The 23,165-nt window shown below is 28.8% G+C and carries 29 protein-coding genes; 26 read left to right on the forward strand and 3 right to left on the reverse strand.

Annotation, left to right across the window (positions count from 1 at the left end; all coding sequences use genetic code 11):
* The first annotated feature begins 1 nt into the window (after position 1).
* The 12 genes from AXF11_RS09170 (at position 2) to AXF11_RS09215 (ending at position 7,666) form a co-directional block, all read left to right on the forward strand.
* Positions 2 to 994, forward strand: a complete 993-nt coding sequence (locus AXF11_RS09170; protein WP_018499009.1) for an alpha/beta hydrolase — start codon at positions 2 to 4, stop codon at positions 992 to 994.
* A gap of 47 nt (positions 995 to 1,041) precedes the next feature.
* Positions 1,042 to 1,662 carry a flavodoxin gene (locus AXF11_RS09175; protein ID WP_068157431.1) on the forward strand — a complete coding sequence of 207 codons (621 nt, stop codon included), beginning with the start codon at positions 1,042 to 1,044 and terminating at the stop codon, positions 1,660 to 1,662.
* A 131-nt stretch (positions 1,663 to 1,793) separates the two neighbouring features.
* Positions 1,794 to 2,381 (forward strand): TMEM175 family protein, encoded by a 588-nt coding sequence (locus AXF11_RS09180; protein WP_068157436.1) that lies wholly within the window; start codon positions 1,794 to 1,796, stop codon positions 2,379 to 2,381.
* Positions 2,382 to 2,385: 4 nt separating this feature from the next.
* Entirely contained in the window at positions 2,386 to 2,676 is a 291-nt protein-coding gene (locus tag AXF11_RS09185) for a helix-turn-helix domain-containing protein (RefSeq protein ID WP_068157438.1), read from the forward strand.
* Positions 2,677 to 2,768: 92 nt separating this feature from the next.
* Positions 2,769 to 4,022 (forward strand): RNA-binding domain-containing protein, encoded by a 1,254-nt coding sequence (locus tag AXF11_RS09190; RefSeq protein ID WP_068157441.1) that lies wholly within the window; start codon positions 2,769 to 2,771, stop codon positions 4,020 to 4,022.
* A gap of 150 nt (positions 4,023 to 4,172) precedes the next feature.
* Positions 4,173 to 4,505, forward strand: a complete 333-nt coding sequence (locus tag AXF11_RS09195) for a hypothetical protein (RefSeq protein WP_068157443.1) — start codon at positions 4,173 to 4,175, stop codon at positions 4,503 to 4,505.
* A gap of 42 nt (positions 4,506 to 4,547) precedes the next feature.
* Positions 4,548 to 5,036 carry a macro domain-containing protein gene (locus tag AXF11_RS09200; RefSeq protein ID WP_231724697.1) on the forward strand — a complete coding sequence of 163 codons (489 nt, stop codon included), beginning with the start codon at positions 4,548 to 4,550 and terminating at the stop codon, positions 5,034 to 5,036.
* A 145-nt stretch (positions 5,037 to 5,181) separates the two neighbouring features.
* The gene (locus AXF11_RS09205; protein WP_068157446.1) at positions 5,182 to 5,754 is read left to right on the forward strand and encodes a TMEM175 family protein; all 573 of its coding nucleotides are present in this window, start codon (positions 5,182 to 5,184) and stop codon (positions 5,752 to 5,754) included.
* A 71-nt stretch (positions 5,755 to 5,825) separates the two neighbouring features.
* The gene (locus tag AXF11_RS11035; RefSeq protein ID WP_257720972.1) at positions 5,826 to 5,951 is read left to right on the forward strand and encodes a hypothetical protein; all 126 of its coding nucleotides are present in this window, start codon (positions 5,826 to 5,828) and stop codon (positions 5,949 to 5,951) included.
* A 13-nt stretch (positions 5,952 to 5,964) separates the two neighbouring features.
* Positions 5,965 to 6,120, forward strand: a complete 156-nt coding sequence (locus AXF11_RS10740) for a hypothetical protein (protein WP_197416825.1) — start codon at positions 5,965 to 5,967, stop codon at positions 6,118 to 6,120.
* On the forward strand, positions 6,096 to 6,371 hold the full coding sequence (locus AXF11_RS10745) for a helix-turn-helix domain-containing protein (protein WP_197416869.1): 276 nt from the start codon (positions 6,096 to 6,098) through the stop codon (positions 6,369 to 6,371). Before AXF11_RS10740 ends, AXF11_RS10745 begins: the two co-directional genes overlap by 25 nt.
* A gap of 83 nt (positions 6,372 to 6,454) precedes the next feature.
* Positions 6,455 to 7,666 carry an IS256 family transposase gene (locus AXF11_RS09215; protein WP_068153993.1) on the forward strand — a complete coding sequence of 404 codons (1,212 nt, stop codon included), beginning with the start codon at positions 6,455 to 6,457 and terminating at the stop codon, positions 7,664 to 7,666.
* A 372-nt stretch (positions 7,667 to 8,038) separates the two neighbouring features.
* On the opposite strand, the gene AXF11_RS09220 is transcribed toward AXF11_RS09215, so the two are convergent.
* The 3 genes from AXF11_RS09220 to AXF11_RS09230 all read right to left on the reverse strand — a co-directional run bounded on the left by AXF11_RS09220 (position 8,039) and on the right by AXF11_RS09230 (position 10,567).
* Positions 8,039 to 8,374, reverse strand: a complete 336-nt coding sequence (locus tag AXF11_RS09220) for a winged helix-turn-helix transcriptional regulator (protein ID WP_269465222.1) — start codon at positions 8,372 to 8,374, stop codon at positions 8,039 to 8,041.
* A 138-nt stretch (positions 8,375 to 8,512) separates the two neighbouring features.
* The gene (locus AXF11_RS09225) at positions 8,513 to 8,863 is read right to left on the reverse strand and encodes a cupin domain-containing protein (protein ID WP_068157452.1); all 351 of its coding nucleotides are present in this window, start codon (positions 8,861 to 8,863) and stop codon (positions 8,513 to 8,515) included.
* 315 nt (positions 8,864 to 9,178) lie between these two features.
* On the reverse strand, positions 9,179 to 10,567 hold the full coding sequence (locus AXF11_RS09230) for an MATE family efflux transporter (protein WP_068157455.1): 1,389 nt from the start codon (positions 10,565 to 10,567) through the stop codon (positions 9,179 to 9,181).
* A 322-nt stretch (positions 10,568 to 10,889) separates the two neighbouring features.
* Here AXF11_RS09230 and AXF11_RS09235 point away from each other — a divergent pair, with 322 nt between their 5' ends.
* The 14 genes from AXF11_RS09235 (at position 10,890) to mgtE (AXF11_RS09290) (ending at position 23,131) form a co-directional block, all read left to right on the forward strand.
* Entirely contained in the window at positions 10,890 to 11,147 is a 258-nt protein-coding gene (locus tag AXF11_RS09235; RefSeq protein WP_053393071.1) for a type II toxin-antitoxin system Phd/YefM family antitoxin, read from the forward strand.
* On the forward strand, positions 11,147 to 11,404 hold the full coding sequence (locus AXF11_RS09240) for a Txe/YoeB family addiction module toxin (RefSeq protein WP_068157457.1): 258 nt from the start codon (positions 11,147 to 11,149) through the stop codon (positions 11,402 to 11,404). Before AXF11_RS09235 ends, AXF11_RS09240 begins: the two co-directional genes overlap by 1 nt.
* A gap of 255 nt (positions 11,405 to 11,659) precedes the next feature.
* Positions 11,660 to 12,670, forward strand: a complete 1,011-nt coding sequence (locus AXF11_RS09245; protein WP_068157461.1) for a tetratricopeptide repeat protein — start codon at positions 11,660 to 11,662, stop codon at positions 12,668 to 12,670.
* 278 nt (positions 12,671 to 12,948) lie between these two features.
* Positions 12,949 to 14,184: a tetratricopeptide repeat protein gene (locus AXF11_RS09250; protein ID WP_197416826.1), complete on the forward strand. Its 1,236-nt coding sequence runs from the start codon at positions 12,949 to 12,951 to the stop codon at positions 14,182 to 14,184.
* An 18-nt stretch (positions 14,185 to 14,202) separates the two neighbouring features.
* Positions 14,203 to 14,445: a hypothetical protein gene (locus tag AXF11_RS09255; protein ID WP_068157472.1), complete on the forward strand. Its 243-nt coding sequence runs from the start codon at positions 14,203 to 14,205 to the stop codon at positions 14,443 to 14,445.
* Positions 14,446 to 14,676: 231 nt separating this feature from the next.
* The gene (locus tag AXF11_RS09260; RefSeq protein ID WP_156440409.1) at positions 14,677 to 14,967 is read left to right on the forward strand and encodes a hypothetical protein; all 291 of its coding nucleotides are present in this window, start codon (positions 14,677 to 14,679) and stop codon (positions 14,965 to 14,967) included.
* Positions 14,939 to 15,064 (forward strand): hypothetical protein, encoded by a 126-nt coding sequence (locus AXF11_RS11040; RefSeq protein ID WP_257720973.1) that lies wholly within the window; start codon positions 14,939 to 14,941, stop codon positions 15,062 to 15,064. The genes AXF11_RS09260 and AXF11_RS11040 overlap by 29 nt, the downstream gene beginning before the upstream one ends.
* A gap of 319 nt (positions 15,065 to 15,383) precedes the next feature.
* Positions 15,384 to 16,757: an FAD-dependent oxidoreductase gene (locus AXF11_RS09265; protein WP_068157479.1), complete on the forward strand. Its 1,374-nt coding sequence runs from the start codon at positions 15,384 to 15,386 to the stop codon at positions 16,755 to 16,757.
* A 380-nt stretch (positions 16,758 to 17,137) separates the two neighbouring features.
* Positions 17,138 to 17,272, forward strand: coding sequence for a hypothetical protein (locus tag AXF11_RS11045; RefSeq protein ID WP_257720974.1), 135 nt, complete (start codon positions 17,138 to 17,140; stop codon positions 17,270 to 17,272).
* A 239-nt stretch (positions 17,273 to 17,511) separates the two neighbouring features.
* Positions 17,512 to 18,609: an RNA-guided endonuclease TnpB family protein gene (locus AXF11_RS09270; protein ID WP_068157481.1), complete on the forward strand. Its 1,098-nt coding sequence runs from the start codon at positions 17,512 to 17,514 to the stop codon at positions 18,607 to 18,609.
* A 247-nt stretch (positions 18,610 to 18,856) separates the two neighbouring features.
* The gene (locus AXF11_RS09275) at positions 18,857 to 19,300 is read left to right on the forward strand and encodes a DUF3290 family protein (protein ID WP_068157484.1); all 444 of its coding nucleotides are present in this window, start codon (positions 18,857 to 18,859) and stop codon (positions 19,298 to 19,300) included.
* Between the two features lie 59 nt (positions 19,301 to 19,359).
* Positions 19,360 to 19,992: a YetF domain-containing protein gene (locus tag AXF11_RS09280; RefSeq protein WP_068157486.1), complete on the forward strand. Its 633-nt coding sequence runs from the start codon at positions 19,360 to 19,362 to the stop codon at positions 19,990 to 19,992.
* A 354-nt stretch (positions 19,993 to 20,346) separates the two neighbouring features.
* Entirely contained in the window at positions 20,347 to 21,693 is a 1,347-nt protein-coding gene (gene mgtE / locus AXF11_RS09285; RefSeq protein WP_068157488.1) for a magnesium transporter, read from the forward strand.
* An 88-nt stretch (positions 21,694 to 21,781) separates the two neighbouring features.
* Positions 21,782 to 23,131, forward strand: coding sequence for a magnesium transporter (mgtE, locus tag AXF11_RS09290; RefSeq protein WP_068157490.1), 1,350 nt, complete (start codon positions 21,782 to 21,784; stop codon positions 23,129 to 23,131).
* Positions 23,132 to 23,165: the final 34 nt, after the last annotated feature.

Raw genomic sequence — 23,165 nt, forward strand, 5'->3', positions numbered from 1 at the left:
AATGGCAAATTATAGAAATAATCCTTTTACATTTGTATATGATGGAGCGATTACAAAAAATGAAAAAGGAAAGGTAAATGTAGAAAAAGTAAGTTATAAAATTAATGGAATTGATATTGCAGCTAATGTATACAAACCTGCAAATTATACTCCAAATGGTAAATTTCCAGCAATAGTGGTAGCACACCCAAATGGTGGAGTTAAAGAACAAGTTGCAGGGTTATATGCACAAAAATTAGCAGAACAAGGATATGTTACAATAGCTTTTGATGCTGCTTATCAAGGAGCAAGTGGAGGAAAACCTCGTTATGTAGATAAACCTGCAAATCGTATGGAAGATATAAGAGCTGCAGCTGATTTCATAACTCAATATCCTGGTGTAGATAAAAATAGATTAGGTTTATTAGGAATTTGTGGTGGAGGTGGCTACTCAATAAAAGTAGCACAAACAGATAAAAGATTTAAAACTGTAGCGACTGTAAGTATGTTTAATACAGGTGATGTTAGACGTAATGGATATAATCGTACACAAATGGATACTATACAAACTCGTTTAAAAGATGCTTCAGATGCAAGAGCACAAGAAGCAGCAGGTGGAGAAGTTAGATACACACCAGCTTTTGCAGATGGAATGACAAAAGAAGAAATAGCAGCATTACCTTTTGAATTGTATAGAGATGGTTATGAATATTATGGAGTAACTCATAAACACCCAAATTCTCAAACTAATAATACAGTTAGTAGCTTATTAGATTTAATGTCTTTTGATGTTAACACTAATGTAGATTTGATAAATCAACCATTATTAATGATAGCTGGAGATAAGGCTGATAGTTTGTATATGACAGAAGAAGTTTTTAAAAATGCAACTGGAACAAATAATAAAGAATTATTTTTAGTAAAAGGTGCAACTCATATTCAAACTTACTGGAAGCCTGAGTTTGTGAAAGAAATTAGTGGAAAATTGACACAGTTTTATAATAAAAATTTATAAAACAAAGAATATAGAGTATATTTAAAAATAAAACAGGAGGCAAAAAAATGAAAAATTTTGTAAATAGATTTTGTAAAGTAATTTTAAATATGGCGGTATTATTTGGATTTATTGCATGTGGAAATAATTCTTCAGCAGTAAATAACCAAAATTCAAGAAAAAACGGAAATGCAAAAAAAGGGAACGGAAAAGTCTTAGTTGTATATTATTCACAGACAGGTACAACTGAAGGAGTTGCTAAAATTATTGCGAGAGAAACGAATGCAGATTTGGTTAAATTGGAAGTAAAAAACGAGTATACAAGTGATGATTTGAATTGGACTGATAAAAATAGTAGAGTTAACAGAGAACATGATAACCCAAATAGTAGAAATGTAGAATTGAAAAATGCGGTTATTCCTGATTTTTCTTCATATGATACCGTATTTATCGGGTATCCGATTTGGTGGAGAGAGGCTTCCTGGGTTCTGGATGATTTTGTTAAGAAAAATGATTTTACTGGAAAAACTGTAATTCCGTTTGGTACATCAATGTCAACAGGAGATGGGACTAGCGGAAACAGATTGAAAAAATTGACAAAAACAGGAAACTGGGTTGCTGGACAAAGATTTTCCAGCAGTTATAATGAATCTGAGGTTGTAGATTGGGTGAAAAGCTTAAAATACTGAATAGAAACTGGAGATGCAGAGTGGTTTGAAGAAGTTTCAGATGAAGAATATGAAAAACTGAAAATTGAATTTTCTACTGATTTATGATACAATTGTACTATTATTATAAAATCATGGAATGGAGTTTGATTATGAATAAGGAAAGACTTGCAGCTTTTATGGATGCCGTACTTGCAATTATTATGACAATTCTCATATTAGAGCTAAAAAAGCCTGAAACAGCAACTTTAAAAGCACTTTGGAATTTGAGAATAGATTTTTTTGCATATACGATTTCATTTTTTTGGCTTGGAACAATGTGGGTAAATCTGCATAATGAATGGCATAAAATAAAATATATTACACCGTTAATTGTTTGGGTAAATGTAGTTCTACTTTTCTTTTCCTCGTTTTTTCCATATGTAACTTCTTTTGTTACTTCATATTATAACAGTAGTGTAGCTCAAGGATTTTATGGGGTAATAGTTCTGGCTGTTACATTCTGCAATATAATTTCGTTGTATCTGCTAGAAAAGGTAAATAAACATAATAAAGAATCGCAGGAATCATTAAAAACAATGATAAGATGGATAAAAGTTGATATAAGTATAAAAATAATTGGGTTAATAATATCGTGTATATTTTATCCGCCTGCAATGATGATAAGTGTTTATATTACTTTATTTGGAATTGCATTTCCGGAACAGTATAAGGCAATAAAAAGAAGAAGGGAAAAATAGAAATATGAAATTTTTTCAGCTTATTCCTAGTGGACAGTTTGGCTTAGAAAATGTAGCAGAAGAGTTTGGGATAAGTGGAAGGACTCTTCAAAGAAATCTGTCGTCAGAAAATACCAGTTTTAATCAGCTGGTGAAAGATATTCAGAAAATAATGACTTTCAACTATTTGGAAGCAGAGGAACTTTCAATTGATGAAATAGCCTATCTGGTTGGATACACAGAGATTTCGTCCTTCTATCGAGCATTCAAAAATTGGACAGGGAAAACAGTTTCGCAGTATCAAAAAGAGAAGTAATAGATATTAAAATGCGTCAGAAAACCGACGCATTTTTTTTGTCGTATTTTTGACGGAATTATGGTATAATTTTTTCAGGAGGATTTAAAGGTATGAAAGAAAATAGAGAATTAGAATTAAAATTAACAATAACAAATACTTTTTTAAAAACAGTGAGTGCTTTTGCTAATTATGGTTCAGGTAGAATAATTTTTGGAATTGATGATAATGGAAAAATTGTAGGGATAGATGATTTGGATGAGACATGCTTAAATCTTGAAAATAAAATAAATGATAATATTGTACCAAAACCTAATTTTAGTTTTATAAAAAATAATAGGGATAAAACTATAACACTTGTAGTTAAAGAGGGACTTGATAAACCGTATTTATACAAAGGAAAAGCCTATAAAAGAAATGATACATCAACTGTTGAAGTTGACAGGTTAGAATTGAATAGACTTACTTTGGAAGGAATGAACAGATATTTTGAAGAATTACGATCAAATGATCAAGATTTAAAATTTGAAGTATTGAAAAAAGAATTAAAGGAAAAACTTGCAATTGAAAATTTTTCTATTGATTTACTTAAAACATTGAATTTATATGATGATAAAGAAGGTTATAACAATGCTGCGGCACTTGTAGCAGATAAAAATTCATTTTCAGGAATAGATATTGCGAGATTTGGTAAGGATATAAATGAGATTCTTGATCGAAATACATTTGTCAATATGTCTATTTTTTCTCAATTTCATAAAACTATAGAAGTATTTGAAAGATACTATAAATATGAGGAAATTCAGGGTTTTGAAAGAATTGAAAAAGAATTAATACCAGAAAAAGCTTTTAGAGAAGTGATTGCAAATGCGATAATTCATAGAACTTGGGATATAAACTCAAATATAAGAATATCAATGTTTGAGAATAGAATTGAAGTTGTTTCTCCAGGAGGATTGCCTTCGGGAATAACTGAAAAAGAATATTTAAACGGACAAATTTCACAACTTAGAAATCCTATTTTGGGAAATGTTTTTTTTAGATTGAAGTATATTGAAATGTTTGGAACAGGAATAAGAAGAATAAATGAAATTTACAGAAATTATAGCACAAAACCTATTTATAAAATCAATGAAAACTCAATAAAAATCACACTTTTTACAATTTTTAATAAAATATTTTTGTCTAAAGATGAAAAAATTGTATTTGAAACATTAAAAGATGGAAATATTTTATCGAATAAAGAAATATCAGAAATAACAGGGTTTAAAAAGGACAAAAATTTGAAATTATTGAAATCTTTGGTTGAGAAAAAATATATTGTAACTATTGGAAATGGAAGAGGAACTAAGTATTATAAAAACTAAAAAACCACAAAAAAACGATGTAAATATTTTTGTCGTATTTTAAATTAGAAATTTTTATTATTCAAATTATATTCTAATCAAAAAAAAAAAAGAATAGTGATGTAAAATAATATAAAATTGAAAAATATATTAAGAAAGGTGCTGATTTTTATGAAAAGAATTGTAATTCTTTTATCATTAGCTTTAGGAAGTTTGAGCTTTTCATTTGGACTTGGTTACCCTCAGATTACAGTTGAAAAAGGATATTGTGAAGGAGGAAAAGTTATAAGAAGGTATACGATGGGAGAAGAGGTACACGGAGGAGGAGGTACGAGAACTGTTATGAATTTCAAATTATGTAGAATTAATGGATTAAGATATAGAAATATAGGAGTAACAATACTTGGATATTATAAAAATTCAACTTTATCTATGAACGAAGGGGTCAATATAGCAATAGATTATGATAAGAGAATTATATTTTATGATCCAGCAGGTCTTTAATTTTTACGTAAAGTTTATATCTTAGTAAAAAATGATTGAAAAATGAAAAAGTTGTTTACTATATTTTCTTTACCCACTATAATGGAGGAATTAAGGGCAGAATACGGAAGTCATCACGAGCAGACAACATCTGTTCCTATGATTACAGCTGCTTACAATCTTCCTGCAAAAAATATAATTCACATAGTCGGTCCGATAGTAAGAAATAGGCTTACAGCAGATTTGGAGCAGGAATTGGCAGATTGCTATACAAATGTTTTAAATATGTGTCTGGAAAATAATTTGAAAAGTGTGTCATTTTGCTGTATTTCAACTGAGGTATTCCGTTTTCCAAATAAAAGGGCGGCAGAAATTGCTGTAAAAACAGTTAAGAAATGGTCTTTGGAACATCCAGAGGCTGCTGTTTATGCTTGTATAAATTACAGTGAAGCATTTTGTCCGATTAAACTTGAAGATAGAAGCATTTGTTTAGATGGAGATATTGGGGAAGTTTTGGGTGAAATATATAAAAAAATTGAAGAAGATATTTAAAATTTTTTTCATTTTCCAGTTGATAAAACCTGTATCAATTGATATTGAAAATAAAATATCAAAAAAATAAAAGATGTGCTGGATTTTATTGAACCTTTTTAGTATAATTACTATTATGGATTCAAATGTAAGGAGAAGGAGTAAGATGAAAAAAGACAGATTAGTAGGCTTTTTTGATGGAGTTATAGCGATTATAATGACAGTCTTGGTATTGGAGCTGCCTAAAATAAAAGGCACAACATTAGCAGCCGTTTGGGAAAATAGAGTGCATTATTTTGCATATATAACGACATTTATACTGTTTGTAATATTTTGGGATACTCATCATATGATATTTGACAAGGTTGAGAAAATAAATTCTAAAATAGTTAAAATACAGATGCTTCTATTGTTTTTAAATACATTGTTTCCATATATAACATTGTGGGTTTCTGAAAATCCTTACAGCTATTTGGTGGAATGCGTGTATATATTTTTTCTGTTGGGAGAGAATATCATTTATTCGTGGCTTTGTAATGAACTTGTAAAGGCAGATTCCAGGAATATAGAGCTAAAGAAAACAGTAATAAGTCTTAAAAGACACAAAATAACAACGATTTTACAAATTTCTTCTTTTATAATAGGTCTATTTAATCCAATGCTTATGCTAATAATAGGATTTATTTCATTGTCAATATGGTATATTCCAATGCCAAAATTAAAGAGTTTGAAGAAATAGTTCAAGTGCAGTATTTTTTTGAACAAAGGGAGAAGGAATTGCCACGTTTTGCAGTCTTGAATGAGTAGCTTATGCTGATAAATTTATTGAATAAAGGGATTGGAAAGAAAATATCTCCAGTAAGTGTTACAAGTCCTTTTGAGTATGGGGAATTATTGACAAAAGAGATAAATGCTACGATAAATAAAGCAAAATGAAGTTATTTTTAGCATGAAAGATTTGAAAGAGCCATTTTTGACAGCAAATAATATAATGGTGGAATATTTGGAACCTCAATTGAAGCAGAAACTCGCAGAAATGGAAAGTGAAACATTTGAAACTTTTATAAACTTTTTCAGCTTATTCCGAGTGGACAGTTTGGCTTAGAAAATGTAGCAGAAGAGTTTGGGATAAGTGGAAGGACTCTTCAAAGAAATCTGTCGTCAGAAAATACTAGTTTCAATCAATTGGTGAAAGATATTCAGAAAATAATGACTTTCAACTATTTGGAAGAAAAGGAACTTTCAATTGATGAAATAGCCTATCTTGTTGGATATACGGAACTTTCGTCCTTCTATCGAGCATTTAAAAAATGGATAGGAAAAACAGTTTCGCAGTATCAGAAAGAGAAAAAATAGGCTGGAGGGTGTGTAAAAATTTTTGTGTAAACCTCTAGATAATATATGGTAAAATAACTGTATAATATTTGGAGGTTTTTGTTATGACTAAAAAGAAAATTGACAACGAAATTTTTAAAACACTGATTGAGGATTACAATATTAAAGATACTAATGATATTAAGGATATGCTTAAGGATTTGCTTTCGGGTACTATCCAAACCATGCTTGAAGCTGAAATTGAGCATGAACTGGGGTATGCTAAACATTCTATGAAAGATAAGACTACTTCTAATGCTAGAAATGGACATTCCAAGAAAACTGTTAGAAGTGAGTATGGCAATCTTGATTTAGATATTCCTAGAGATAGAAATGCTGAGTTTGAGCCTCAAATCATCCCTAAATATCAAAGAGAAATTACTGGCATTGAAGGACAGATTCTTTCTCTTTATGCTAAAGGAATGAGCAATAGAGATATCGAGGACCATCTCAATAATCTTTATGGAATTGATGTTTCGCCATCTATGATCAGTAAAATTACAGATAAAATTATACCTGAAATTAGGGAATGGCAGTCTAGACAGCTTGAGGATGTATACCCAATAGTTTTTATGGATGCTATCCATTACAGCGTAAGAAAAGATGGAGTTGTTGTTAAAAAGGCGGTATATTTAGCTATAGGAATAGATAAGGAAGGGCGAAAGGAGGTCTTAGGATTTTGGATAGGAGAAAATGAATCAAGCAAGTACTGGCTAAATGTTTTAAATGAATTAAAAAACAGAGGAGTTCAGGATATACTAATTATGTCTGTTGATAATTTAAAAGGGTTCAGCGAAGCAATATCTTCGGTGTTCCCTAAGACAGAAATTCAAAAATGTGTGGTTCATCAAATTAGAAACAGCATAAGATACATATCTTACAAAGATGTAAGGGAATTTACATCAGACTTAAAAGAAATGTACAATGCACCAACACTGGAACAGGCAGAGTTTAAACTGGATGAACTAGAAGAAAAATGGGGTAAAAAGTATATGGCAGTAATTAATTCCTGGAGAAGTAACTGGAATGAGTTGACAACATACTTTAAATATGATACAAAGATAAGAAAGCTGATATATACGACAAACCCGATAGAAAGCTTAAACAGACAATTAAGAAAGTATACGAAGACAAAATCACTTTATCCGACAGATGAAGCATTGATGAAGTCAGTATATTTAAGTTTAAAGGAAGCAACAAGGAAATGGACTGGAAGAATACCGGGCTGGGGAGAAATATATTCTCAGTTAAGTATTTATTTTGAAGGAAGGATTTAAAAACAGGATGATAAAAATACCATCCTGTACCATATATTATATTTTGAGTTTACACAAAATTCTGGACACTCTCAGGCTGGATTATTCCAGCCCAATTTGTCACATTTTTTATTTATAAACTTAGTTTTTACTCTTTGAGGGTCTACCTTAAGGTATTTTTATTATATCAAATTATTATTTTTTTAAAATATCTAACCAAAGTAGTAAAGGTAGTATAGATACAAAAAATAGGATTATAGAAGATACTATTGCTCCAGGAAGAAGGAAAAAGAATTCGTTTAAAAAATCAAAATCTGTCCTACCATTAATATTTAAAATCATATTGCTATATCCCTTCTAAATTACTTACTCTTTTTTGAATATCTATAAATCTTATTTTTTCTTATATTTATTTCCATATTCGTTCATTAAATCAAAAATAGGTTTTAGTTCACTACCTTTCTCTGTAAGAGAATATTCTACTTTTGGTGGAACAACTGGATATACTTTTCTTACAACTATTCCATCACTTTCAAGTTGTCTTAAGTTTTCAGTTAAAACTTTTGCACTGATTCCAACTATAGATTTTGTTAATTCATTATATCTTTTTGTACCAGTTAATAAATCCCTCAATATTAGTATTTTCCATTTATTAGCTATTAATGAAGCAGTATATTCAACTGGACATTCTGTATATATTTTTCTCATAAAATCACCTCTTGTATTCATTATATCATCATATGATACTTTAAGTAAGTACAAAAAAAGAGCTGTCTCAAAATTTTAAAATTTTAAATAATTCAAAAATACAGTTTCCACATTATTTTTTAAATTTTTTTTTGAGACAAACCCTATTAATATATAATATTAATATATAATGGCATCATTTTCAGTATATGAAGTTAATGAATTTTTCTTTACTTGAACACATACATAGCTGATACCTTCATCATCTGCGGCTGCAAATTGTCTTTTACCATTAGGAGATATTTTAATTACATTTCCTTTTTTTATTTTAACAACTTCACCATCAATTGTCAGAGTACCTTTACCTTCTGTAATTATGTATATTTCTTCATTTTCTTTATGTGAATGGACAAATGGTACGCTTACACCTGCAGGTAAACTGTTAAAACTTACTTCCGCTCCTGTTAATCCTAATGTTTGATGGAATTCTGTTCTTGCTCCATCCGCAATTCCTATTGAATAATTTTTCATATATGATTCCTCCTTTTCTTTTATGTGTTTATTTTATAACATAATGAAACAAATAGCAAGAATGCACTTTTTTGTTATATAGTTACCTTTTGGTATAAATTGTGGAAATATAAAGAAAATGATTGAATAAATCTTAAAAATAGCTCTATACACAAATTATATAATATATTACGACAAATAAAAAATGGAACGAAAAGCTTTTCGTTGCAAAAATATTATAAAAAAGCTGTTTCATAAAATAAACCTCATGAGACAGCTTTTAATTCAATGAAATCTATTTTTAAAAATTTCAAATCTTACAATTCTCTAAATTTTTTATACATCTTGATTCACTTTCGGAATACTTTTCATTTCCTTTTTCAAAACAATCACAGATACAACAAAAGCTATGAAATCTGCTATTGGGAATGCGAACATAATTCCATCAATACCCATAAAATGTGGTAAAATTATTAGTAATGGTAAAAGTGATATAATTTGTCTTACAAGTGACAAAAAGGCTCCTTTTGAGGCCCTTCCAATTGATGTTAAAAACATTGTAATAGCACCTTGAATACCATTTAGGAATATGAAAAATAAAAATACTCGCATATATTTTGTTCCATATTGAAAGTAGAGTTTACTTCCGTTACCGAAGACAGAAATTATTTGAACAGGGAAAAGTTCGGCGATTGCAAATGCTACTAAAGAAATAATAAAAGCCACTTTTAGAGATAATTTTAAAATTTCTCGAACTCTTGTATATTTTTTTGCTCCATAATTAAATCCCGCAATAGGCTGTGCTCCTTGCGTCAATCCCAATAAGATCGCTAGAAAGATGACATTTATTTTCATAACAATTCCAGCAACGGCAATGGGAATTTCACTTCCATAAATAGATTTCGCACCATAAATTTTCAATAAATTATTTGTCACAATTTGAACAATTAGTGCAGAACATTGGAAAATCAAAGGCGATGTTCCCAACATAAACAAAATCCAAATTTCCCGTATTTTTATTTTAAAATTCTTCAATTCAAACTTTACACTTTTAAATCTGAAAAAATATAACCCCAGCATAACTGCCGAGATAAATTGCCCAATTACAGTCGCCCAAGCGGCACCATCCATTCCCATATTAAATCCAAACATAAACAGCGGATCAAGAATCGTATTTGTAATAGCTCCAATAACTATCGCAAGCATTGAATAAAAGGCATTCCCATCAGCTCTAACCATAGGATTTGCTCCTATCGAAAATAGTAAAAACGGTATCCCAAGAGATGTAATTTGAGTATATTCAATCGCATAATCAAAAATTTGATCAGTAGCTCCAAAGGCCGTCAACATTGGTCTTAAAAAAATATTAATTAATATGCACAAAATAGCTCCACTTAAAAGTAACATTGTAGCCGCAGTTCCAGCCACGCTTTTTGCCCTTTTTGGACGCTTTCTTCCCAATTCCAAATTAAAGTTAGTTGCAGCTCCGACTCCAGTCATAAGCCCAATTGCAAGACAAATCGTCGTAAGTGGAAAAGCCACATTCGTAGCCGCATTCCCAAGAAACCCGATTTTTTGCCCAATAAAAATCTGATCCACAACATTGTAAAGAGCATTAACCAAGTTAGCAATGATAGCAGGAACCGCAAGTGAAATCAACAGTTTTCCAACAGGTTCTGTACCAAATTTAGTTTTTCGTTCATTTATTGCTTTCGTTTTTCCCATTTTTCCTTCCTTTCCAAAATTTTTAAATCTGATAAATTTATCTCTAAAAAAAGAAAAAAATATTTTTTGTAACAAGAAAACTGAGAAAAAATCCCAGTTTTAAGCCATCATATTAGTATGGTAAAAAATAATATCTTAAAAGTATTTTACTACATTTGGTAAAGGTTTTCAAATCTTTTTATTTAGTGCGGAACAGAATATTATGGTGGATTTTAGAATAAAAGAATTTATTGTAATGAAAACTGACTTTAGAAATAAAAACTGATACAAAACATGTAGATTTTTTGTCAAAAATATTGTACAATAAGTAGAGGTGATTTAAATGATAGCTACAAATTATTCAAATGTGAGAAACAATTTAAAAAAATATTGTGATAAGGCAACTGATGATTATGAAACAGTCATTATAACAAGAAAAAACGATAAAAATGTGGTACTGATGAGTGAAGAGGAATATAACAATTTGATGGAAAATCTTTACATCATGTCAAATAAGAAATATTACAATGAACTATTAAAAAGAAAAGAAGAAGTAGAGGCGGGAAATGTACAAATACATGATATAATTGAGGTGGAATAATGAATCTGATTTGGAATAATGAGGCTTGGGAAGAATATATCCAGTGGCAAAAACAGGATAAAAAAATAGTCAAAAAAATAAATGAAATAATAAAAGACATCAAAAGAAACGGAAATGAAGGAATAGGGAAACCTGAGCCTTTAAAGCATGAACTGAATGGATACTGGAGCAGAAGGATTACAGATAAGCACAGGTTTATATATAAACTAACAGAAACAAATATAGTGGTTATCGCCTGTGCAAATCATTATAAATAATGGAAATTATGAAAAATAAAGTCATGATTAAAAAACAGACTTCTTTAAAATTGAGAGAAAATCTTAATTTAAGAGGTCTTTTTGTATTTTTTTGAAATTTATATAACAAAATTTGTAAATATTATTGTGTAGAGTCATTTTGATGAAAAATTCTATTTAAAGAAAATTTATGAAAAAAAATAGGGTATAATATTACTGTATAAAATTTAAAATATAAATTTTGTTAATACTGAAAAAATATAGAAAGGGCAAGTTATGAAAAAGATAATTTTAATTTTGGTAAGTATATTATTTTTAGTGAGCTGTAGTGGGAATATTCCTTTCTCGGAGGAGGAAAAAGGAGCTTTAAAAAAGGCAAAAACGGAAATTGCTGAAATGAAGAAAAATCCGACAATGGCAGAAAAAGAAAAAATTTTGCAAAAGGGGCTAGAAGTTCAGGAAAAATATTTACGAATTGGGGTAGTGTATTTTAAAAGTGTGGAAAAGGATATTCCGATGGCAGATTATTATCTGGCAAGAAACTATAGTGCGAGAGGGGAAAAAGAAAAGGCACTCAAATGGGCAAGAAAAGGCTCGGACAGAGGAGTGAAGGAAGCAAGTGCATTTGCAGGGCAGATATATGCTAATCGTATGGAGGAGTTAAATGCGAGAAAGTATTATATAAGGGCAATGGATCAAGGAGATTACAGCGAGGACACCTTGTTTAGAGTATGGGTATATGGAGAAAGGAAAGAAATTAATAGCGAAGTGGTGGAAGCGTTTAAAAGAAATTTAAATAAAAATATTGAGGTAAAAAATGCTTTGGCTTTTTATTATCAGAGGCACGATCACTTTGATGAAGCTGAAAAACTTTACAAGGAGCTTGTTAATGAAAAATATCCGAATGCAGAAAGACTTTTAGGGGAACTTTATATGTGGAAAAAAGATTATGACAAAGCTGAAGAATGGTTATTAAAAGAATCGGAAAAATTATTTTCACATTCAGAAGACAATGTGAAACGGATTGAAGAAAAAAGAGCAAGATTATTGCGTCTGTTAGCAGAAGTTTATGAAATAAAAGGAGATTACGGCAAGGCTGAAAATAGTCTTTTAAAAGCAAAAGAACTTGCACATAAGGAACTTGCATTAACAAGTTTGGTAAAATTGTATGAAAAGCAAGGGAAATATAGTCAAGCTTTGAAAATAAATGAAGAATTGGTAGAATTGAAGAAAACAAAAAAAGAAAAATTAAATCATAAAAGAAATAAAAAATGGAGGATTTTATGAGAATAGAAAAAAACGAAAAAGAAATATTTTTAGAATTGCAAATATCTGAGAAAGAATAATTATTTTTTAATGAGGAATATTTTTTATAGGGTTTGGAATAGAGCAAGAAACATCATCTTTAGTTGATAATAAAATAGAAAAGAACAAAGGTAAAAAACCAAGAGAACAAACCTATGACAGCATCCGTGAATGGCTACTATTGTAACTGTAATTTTTAAAAATAAAAAATAAATAATTAGAATAAAAAAATTTAAAATTAGAAAATGAGAGAGAAAATTATGAATTTATGGAAAATAAGGAACCTTTATATGAAATATTTACCAATACTTTTGCTTATAGCAACATTAAATATAGCTATAAAAAAATGTTCTTTACCCGAAGCAGAAGTAAAGAATAATGAAAGAAGCAGTGATTACAAAAAATATATTGAATTGTCAAATTTGGGAGATGGGGAAATAAAGAAAAAGAATTATAAAAAAGCACTAGAGTATTATGAAAGAGCTAGAGATTATGATAGTAATATGGCAGATGTAAGCATAGCAAATATATATTATAAATTTATAGATAAAGAAGAAGGTGAGATACGATACAGGAAAGCATACAATAATGGAATTTTTGAAGTTGCTTATACATTAGGGAATATAGCTTATAGAAAAGGAAACTTTAATTTGGCGAAAGAATGGTATTTAAAAGGAAGTGAAAAAGGGAATGAAAAATCAAGTATAGAACTAGCAAAATTATTAATAAGTGAAAATAATGAAATAGAAGCTAAAAGATTTTTATTGAAAGTTGAAAATGGAAACGAAGCTGAAGGATTTTATTATTTAATGACCATTTATTATAAAGAAGGTAATAAAGAAAAAATTTATGAATTGAAAAACAAAATGCTTGAAAAAAAAGAAATGAATCAAATATCTGATGAAATGATGCTTAAAATAGGTTTGATGTTAGGAGACAAAAGACAAAATAGGTTATTTGAATCAATTAATAATGCGGATAGTTTAATAAGAATAAAAAAATATGAAGAAGCTAAAAGAGAGTATGAAAAAAGTTTAGAATATGGTTTTGAAGGGAATTATTTTTTAGGTAATATGTATGGTGAGTTAAATAAAGAGACAGAAGCATTAAAATATTATAAAATAGCTTGTGAAAAAGGGGAAATAGGAATTGCGGCATACAAAATAGGCAATATTTATGAAGCAAATAATAATTTTATAGAAGCTAAAAAATGGTATCAAATAGGGATTGATTTAGGTGATTCACAATCATTAGTTTCATTAGGAACGTTAGAAATGAAAGAAGGGAATGATAAAGAAGCTAAAGAATTATTTTTAAAAGGCACTAATAAAAAAAATGCGGAAGCTATACTTGGGATGATAGCATATTATCAAAAAAATAATGATGTTCAAAAAGCTAAAGAAATGAAAGAAAAAATAATAACAGAGAAAGGGTTATATTATAATGATTCAGATATACAGTATGCAGCATTACTAGCCATTTTACCTTATAATTAATCAGGAATGGAGTTTATTATGGAAACAATAAAAGAAATTAAACGATTTAAATGTTTAAAAAATAAAATTTATGAAATTAAAGATAAATCAAAAAAAATTGGAAATAGAAATTTTGTTATAATGGCATGTCGTTCTGGAAGTAAAGAAAAATCGAAAAAATTTGTAGAAGATAATTTAGTAGAAAATTTAGGAGAAAATATTAAAATTGGTGATGTTATAGGTGTAAGAAGAAATAAGGAGACAAGTGTCTGTATGTCCTAAATGTCAAGGAAATTATTCAAAAGATAAGTTTATAGAAGGAATTTTATATGAAGCAGGAGGTCCGTGGGATGAAAAATATAAATGATGAAAAATTATTAAGTTTTGTAGAAAATGAAATTTTAAAGCATAAAAGAGGATTATTCAGAAAAGGAAATAAAAAAATTAAAATTATTAGAGATTTTCAATGAAATTATGAATGTTGTTCCTAAAAAAGCAAATAGCATAGGAGACATGTATATAAATTTCATAGGAAGTGATCATATGGCGGTGTATTATTTTGAATATATATGGACTATGGAATTATTAATTAAAATTTTAGAAAATTCATCAAAAAACAGGGCAAGAATTATATTTTGTTTATCTGTATTAAATGATTTGTATTATTTTGTACTTGATGATTCAGATAAATTTAGTAAAGACGAGTACTGGTCTGAATTTAGAAAAGTAAAAAAATTATTATATCCCTATTCAGATAAATTTTATGATGGATTACTTGAAAAAAATGTTGGGAATTGTTGTTGAAGATGAAGTTGTGGAAAAGATGGAGGAAAAAGAAGTAGAAGAAGAAAAGAAACTTACACCACAGCAGCTGAGAAAAAATATTTTCTTAAAAGAATGAAAAGGGAAGATAAATGGAAATAGAGAGAGGGGAATCAGTAACGTTTCAAGAATTTTCATAATGAATTATATTAGATATTGACAATAAAGGAAATCAGATATTTCCTGAATTTTTAAATGATTATATAGTTTATGAAAGATGAGAAGACTTTGGATATTTTAGTTATTAAGGGGGAGGATATTGAAAAAATTAATATAAATTTGTAAACACAAATATTGTTTTTTTGTAAAAAATGTGGTATTCTTACAATATAAAAATTAATTTTATAATAAATACAATTATGTAACTATAATTGTATAAAATGGAAAGGACGAAGAAAATGAAAAAATACGATGCAATAATAATTGGATTTGGAAAAGGTGGAAAAACTTTGGCAGGATTTTTGGCTGGGAAAGGGCAGAATGTGGCTTTGATTGAGAAATCGGACAAGATGTATGGGGGGACTTGTATAAATATTGGATGTATTCCTACGAAAAAACTTGTTGATAGTACAAAAGTTCTTAAAAATAAAGGATTAAGCGGTATTGAGGAAAAGGAGAGATTTTATGCGGAAAGTATAAATAATAAAAATACATTGATTGGTGCGTTACGTGGAAAAAATTATGAAATGCTGGCTACAAAGGAAAATATTGATATTTACGATGGATTTGGAAGTTTTGCTTCAAAAAATGTAGTTAATATTGAAAGTAATGGAGAAAATGTTCAGATTGAAGGAGAAAAGATATTTATAAATACAGGTTCAGCTACAATAATTCCTGGTATAAAAGGGCTTAAAGAAAGTAATCACGTTTATACAAGCACTTCAATTATGGAACTAAAGGAACTTCCTAAAAAATTGACTATTCTGGGAGCAGGGTACATTGGATTGGAATTTGCTTCGATGTATGCTGATTTTGGGTCAGAAGTTACGGTTATTGATTTGGCACAAAGACTTATGCCTAGAGAAGATGAAGAAATTGCTGATAGGGCAAAGGCTATATTTGAGGCAAAAGGAATCAAATTTTTACTGGAATCAAAAATTGAGGAAATCATTGATAAAAATGGAAAAGGATATGTGCAAATTTCACAAGGAACAAGCAAGAGCGAAATTGAATCAGACGCAATTCTTGTGGCAATTGGAAGAAAACCTAATACAGAAGGTCTTAATCTGGAAGTGGCAGGAGTAAAAACTGACGAAAAAGGTGCGGTTGTAGTTGATGAAACATTGAAAACAACAGCTGATAACATTTGGGCAATGGGGGATGTGAAAGGCGGACTTCAATTTACATATATTTCTCTTGATGACTTTAGAATAATAAGGGATAATCTTTACAGTGGTGGAAATAGAACAGTAAACGATAGAAATGTAATTCCATACAGCGTATTCATAAATCCACCTTTATCAAGAGTTGGAATGACTGAAAGCGAAGCAATTGCCAAAGGATATGAAGTAAAAACAGGAAGACTTGAAGCAATGGCAATTCCAAAAGCAAAAATAGAAGGTGTAACAGATGGATTACTTAAAGCAGTTATAGACGCAAAAACAGATAAAATATTGGGATGTACTTTACTATGTAACACTTCCCACGAAATGATAAACATTGTTGCTGCGGCCATGAAAGCTGAACAAAAATATACATTCCTGAAAGATATGATATTTACTCATCCGACAATGAGTGAAGCTTTGAATGATTTATTTGGGAGCGTGAAATAAAGAAAATAAAACATTTGTAGAATATATAAATTGGGGAGAAATATTTTCTAAAAGTTTTAATAAATTATAGTCAATATAGGATAATAATATTGTTATATACTTTTGGGATTATAAAATTTATGAATTGGAAAAAATATAAAAAATAAGTCCAACATTAAGGGCTTAACATTAACGAATTTTATTTAAATTCTTATACTACATTTTAAATAAGAATCAAGATAAATTAGTAATAATTTTTTTAACGCATAAATTGCAATATTAAATGCAACGGTTTTTAAGCTCATTTAAAATTAATAATATTCCCATTTGAATAAATTTTCTTAGTAAGATGTAACAATAAAAGTTATAACAAATAAAATTTAGAAACTTTATAAATATTAATGGGAGGAAATATTCACAGATTATTTGATGGAAAATTGAAAAATATACAAAATGCTATGGAAGATGAGATGAGAAAGTATAAGCTAGAAGGTCTTAGGAATGAAATTACAAGAATTTTAGCAGAAAAAGAATGAAAAAATTGAGAAGATGTTTGAAGATGTATAATATATTTGTGATGTTTTAACAAAAAGACAGCAAGAAGTCGTAGGCTTTCTACAAGTGGGAGATGAATTGCTTTTTTTGTAAAAAAATTGAAAATAAGGATACGTCTATGATACAATTTTTGTATAAAATATTGAAGAGAAATCTTAATGATAAATTTCTAAAGAAATAATTAAAAATAATACTCAAAATCAAAAGGAGGTGTAATTTTATGAAATATAATTTAGCATTCAAATACAGAATTTATCCAAATAAAGATCAAGAATTATTGATAAACAAGACTTTTGGATGTGTTCGTTTTGTTTACAATACAATTTTGTACACTGCGAATAAAATTTATGAAGAAACTGGAAAAAATAAAATAATTACACCTGCCAGTTTGAAAAGTGAAAATCAATTTTTGAAAGAAGTAGATAGTTTGGCACTTTCAAATGCTCAATTAAATGTAAAACGCTCGTTTACGAATTTTTTCCAGAAGAGAGCAAAGTTTCCAAGGTTCAAATCTAAAAAGAATAATGTTAAAAGTTATACGACAAATTGTGTGAACAATTCGATACGAATAGAGGAAAACAAATATTTGGTTTTGCCAAAATTGAAAAGAGTAAAATTGAAATATCATAGAGAAATACCAAAGAATTATAGAATAAAGTCGGTAACACTAACAAACAGTAATGGAAATTACTATGTTTCTATTTTGACGGAATTTGAAAAAGAAATCCAAAAAAATCCAAGTAATGATAAAGTGATTGGACTTGATTTTTCAATGTCTGAATTATTTGTCAGTTCTGAAAACCAAAGAGCTGATTATCCAAAATATTTTAAGATGTTGGAGAAAAAATTGAAAAAATTACAAAAATCATTATCGAAAAAAGTAAAATTTTCTAAAAATTGGTATAGACAAAAAGAAAAAATATCAAGATTGCATGAGTATATCAAAAATTGTCGGAGAGATTTTTTACATAAATTATCAAAAAAATTGTCTGAAACGTATAATGCTGTGGTTGTTGAGGATTTGAATATGAAAGGGATGAGTCAGGCATTAAATTTTGGGAAAAGTGTAGGAGATAATGGATGGGGAATGTTTTTGAGGATGCTTGAGTATAAACTGATGTTTTTAGGGAAACAATTTTTGAAGATAGATAAGTGGTTTCCATCGTCGAAAACTTGTAGTAAATGTGGAAACGTTAAAGAGGAGCTGAAATTATCAGAAAGAAGTTATAAATGTGAGTGCTGTGGAATTGAAATTGACAGAGATTACAATGCGGCATTGAATATAAGAGACATTGGAAAAGCGATGTTGAAATATTAAGAAAATAAAAGAAGACAGGGTAGGAACTACCCGAAGAGCTTGGTAAATATATTTGGCTAGCAAAAGCAGATACTTCCCAAGAAGCTCCCGCTTTTAAAAGCGGGAGTAGTTCACTAAATAATAGTTTAAAAATTATAAATTTTAAAAAATTGAAATTAGAAAAAAGTTTTGATATAATAAATCATATCATTTATTTAATTTTTTTTATGGTTAGAATAACTTTTTAGAAAGGAGGAAATACAAAATTATGGAATTTTATAATTTTAATTATTTAGAAAACAAAAAACTTATAACCGATAAGTTTTTTCTGGTGATAATGGTTTTAATAGTTATATTTCTTTTATTTGCACTTTTTAAATGGTTTAAAGGTAGTATTTCGTTACGGGGAAAGCAGCTTAGTTTACTTGGATTAATCTTTGTAATTTTGTTTGGATTGTATAAATTTGAAGATTATCAGTCTAAAAATAATAAAGAAAAAATTTATCGAAATTCTGCAAGTGTCATAAAAAAATTGTCTACTAAATTTAAGGTCAATGAAGATGAAATTTTTATAAATACGCCTGAAATAACTGAGCATACAGTTTATAAAATAAGGAATAAATTTTACCAGATTCATTGGGTTGACAACAGCATTTTGGTTGAAGAAATGACAGTACCTTATGTTGATGAGGTAAAAATTGTAAAAGAATAATTTACAAAGTAAAAAAATAGTATAAATTTTTTATTGATAGAAAGAGAGATGATTTAATTTTGGATTTTATAATTCCAGTTGCGATAAAACTTACGATTGGATTTATTGCATTAGTTTTATTTATGAATTTAAATGGGCGAAGCCAACTTGCTCCGATGTCAACTGGAGATCAAATTGGTAACTATGTACTTGGTGGAATTATCGGTGGTGTAATTTACAACCCTGCCATAACAATTATTCAATTCTTAATAGTTCTATTAATTTGGGGACTTTTAATGACAGCAATTGATTTTTTAAAAAATTCCAGTACAGATGTAAAGAATATAATTGATGGTGGAATTATTTCCTTAGTAAAAGATGGAAAATTAATTCCTGAAAATTTTGCAAAAGCAAATCTTACTATTGAAAATTTTTACACAAAATTGCGAATGAAAGGAATTATTAAAATATTAGACATTGATGAAGCCTTTGTCGAATCAAATGGTCAACTTACAATTATACAGAAGGATGATGAAAATTTTGCAAGACTTTTAGTTTCAGATGGAAAAGTTATTGAGGAAAATTTAAAACATATTGGAAAAGATGTCGAGTGGCTGGAAGAAAAGCTAAAAGAATACAATATCACAGATATAAGTGATGTTTTTTTGGTAGAATACACCAGTGATGATAAACTTTTTATTGTGAAAAAGTAAAAAATATTTAAATAATAAAAATTGATTTAGTGATAGGAATATTGTCACTAAATTTTTTTATTTTATTAAAAAAAATTAAATTTATTTGACAATAATTGACTCGTTTGATAAAATTTTATAGATAAAAAGTTTATTTTTTTATTTAAATGAAAATTTATAATATTGGAGGTGGATGTTTTGAATGAGGAAATTCCAGAAGAGAATTTTAAAAGATTGAATGACTTAAAATTTACAAATTTGTGCAAATATGAATAAAGGGAATATCTTCGTTGTTGTTATTCTCCCGGTTTTTATTTGCATAAAAATTTTAAAAGATTGAAAAAATTGGAAATGCAAAAAAGAAAGGAGATAATGATGAAAAAAAACATTATTCAAAAATTTATAGATGAAAAAAAATATTTTGAAATTAGAAAGTATCTAAATGATTTAAATATCGTGGAAGTTTCAGAACTATTAAATCAGTTTGAATCTTCTGAATTGATAATGATTTTTAGGTTACTTTCCAAAAATAGGGCAGCTGATGTATTTTCGTATCTGGATAGTGAACATCAGGAAATGATTATTAAAACCATGACAGATGTGGAAACTAAAAATATATTTGATGAGCTTTATTTTGATGACATTGTCGATATTATCGAGGAAATGCCATCAAACGTGGTCAAAAAGATACTAAAGAATACCGACGCAAAAGATAGACACACAATAAATCTTTTGTTAAAATATCCTGAAAATTCAGCTGGAAGCATTATGACAACTGAATACATGGATTTGAAAAAGAATATGACAGCTTCTTCTGCAATTTCTAAAATTAGAAATGTTGTGGAAGATATGGCAAATGTCTACACTTGCTATGTGATTGATGAAAGTAGAAAGCTGGAAGGGGTAGTTTCTTTAAAAGAGCTTATTACAAGCGAGGACGATGAACCTATTCAAAATCTTATGAATAAAAATGTGATAAGTGTTCATACAAATGATGATCAGGAAAAAGTTGCAGAAATAATAAAAAAATATAATCTTATCGTACTTCCTGTGATAGATAATGAGAATAGACTTTTAGGAATTATCACAATTGATGATGTAATGGATGTTGTGGAACAGGAAGCGACAGAGGATTTTCATAGAATGGCTGGGATTTCGCCTGTGGAGGAGTCTTATTTAAAAACAAGCGCCTTTACAATGGCAAGACAAAGAATTAGCTGGTTAATTGTACTTATGATTTCTGCCACATTTACTGGAAGAATTATAAGTAAATATGAAGATGTGCTGCAGTCTGTAGTCATACTTTCGTCATTTATTCCTATGCTGATGGATACAGGGGGAAATGCAGGTGCACAGTCTTCGACAATTGTAGTCCGTGCTTTGGCATTGGGGGAAGTTAATACAAAAGATACTTTTAAAATATTAAAAAAAGAATTTCTTATTTCATTTATAGTAGCTATTGTTTTGGCGGCAATAAATTTTTTAAGAATTATAACTTTGACAAAGACACCTTTAAATGTTGCAATAACAGTTTCGGTAACTTTAATTTTTGTAGTTATAATTTCTAAAATAATAGGTGCTTTTTTACCAGTTGTCGCTAAAGCCTTTAAAATGGATCCGGCAATAATGGCAGGGCCTTTAATAACTACGATTTTAGATGCGCTTACTCTTACTATTTACTTTAGATTTGCAACTATGTTTTTAAGTAATGTTATAAAGTAAATATTTTTATAAAATTTAAAAATATAAAAATTGATTGTCTAATCGAAGTTATATGATAACTATTTAAAAAAAATGAGGTGAGAAAAAAATGAAAAAGATAAAAAGAATAATTGAAGATCTTTTAAAAGAAAAAAAATATTTTGAAATAAAAAAAGAATTAGATAAATTAAATGCAGTTGAAATTTCAGATGTGATAAATTTATTTAAACTGCCAGAGCTTGTAATAATGATTTTTAGACTTTTAAAAAAGGATAAAGCAGCCGATGTATTTTCATATTTGGACAGCGAACATCAGGAAATGATTATTCACGCTTCAACTGATGTTGAAACACGGGAAATATTTGATGAACTGTATTTTGACGATATTGTCGACATTATCGAGGAAATGCCGTCGGATATTGTAAAAAAAATCTTGAAAAATACGGATAGAAAAGATAGACACTTGATAAATCAGCTTCTAAAATATCCAGATAATTCAGCTGGAAGCATTATGACGACTGAATATGTGGATTTTCAGAAAAATATGACAGTTCAAGAGGCGATAGGACAGCTGAAAAAAACTGGAAAAGACAAGGAAAATATTTATACTTGCTATGTTACGGACAAAAACGGGAAATTGGAAGGCGTGCTTTCACTAAAGGAATTGATTTCTAAAAAGGACAATACTGTAATTGAAAATATTATGAATACAAATTTCGTAAGTGTAAATACAAATGATGATCAGGAAAAAGTTGCAGATTTGTTTAAAAAGTATGATTTTATCGTTATGCCAGTTGTTGACCACGAAAATAGGTTTTTGGGAATAATTACGGTGGATGACGTTCTGGATGTTGTGGATCAGGAAGTTACGGAAGATTTTCATAAAATGGCAGGAATTACTTCGCCTACAGATGATTCCTATTTAAAGACAAGTGTCTTTACGATGGCAAGACAAAGAATCGGGTGGCTTGCAGTTCTTATGATTTCTGACACAATTTCAGGAAATATAATACAAGGCTATGAAAAAGTTTTGGCAAAGTCAATAATTTTAACGGCATTTATTCCAATGCTTATGTCAAGCGGAGGAAATGTTGGTTCACAATCTTCAACGGTTGTAATCCGTTCACTTGCACTTGGGGAAATTTCTCCAAAAGATGCCTTTAAAGTGATTAAAAAGGAATTTTCAATTGGAATAATGGTTTCAATAGTTTTGGCAATATTAAATTTTATAAGACTTGTAACACTTGAAAAAACTAATTTTATAATTGCTTTTGTCGTTTCATTGACACTTGTATTTACAGTAATAGTTTCAAAGCTGGTAGGAGCACTGCTTCCGCTTGGAGCAAAAATTGTGAAGGCTGATCCGGCGGTTATGGCAACACCTTTGATAACAACGATTTCAGATGCTGTAACACTTATAATTTATTTTAATTTTGCAACAATGTTTTTGAAACTTTAAAAAATTAAGAAAATTAAATAATTAAAAATTATGA

Source organism: Leptotrichia sp. oral taxon 847, from assembly GCF_001553645.1.
In the GTDB taxonomy this organism is placed as follows: Bacteria; Fusobacteriota; Fusobacteriia; order Fusobacteriales; family Leptotrichiaceae; genus Leptotrichia.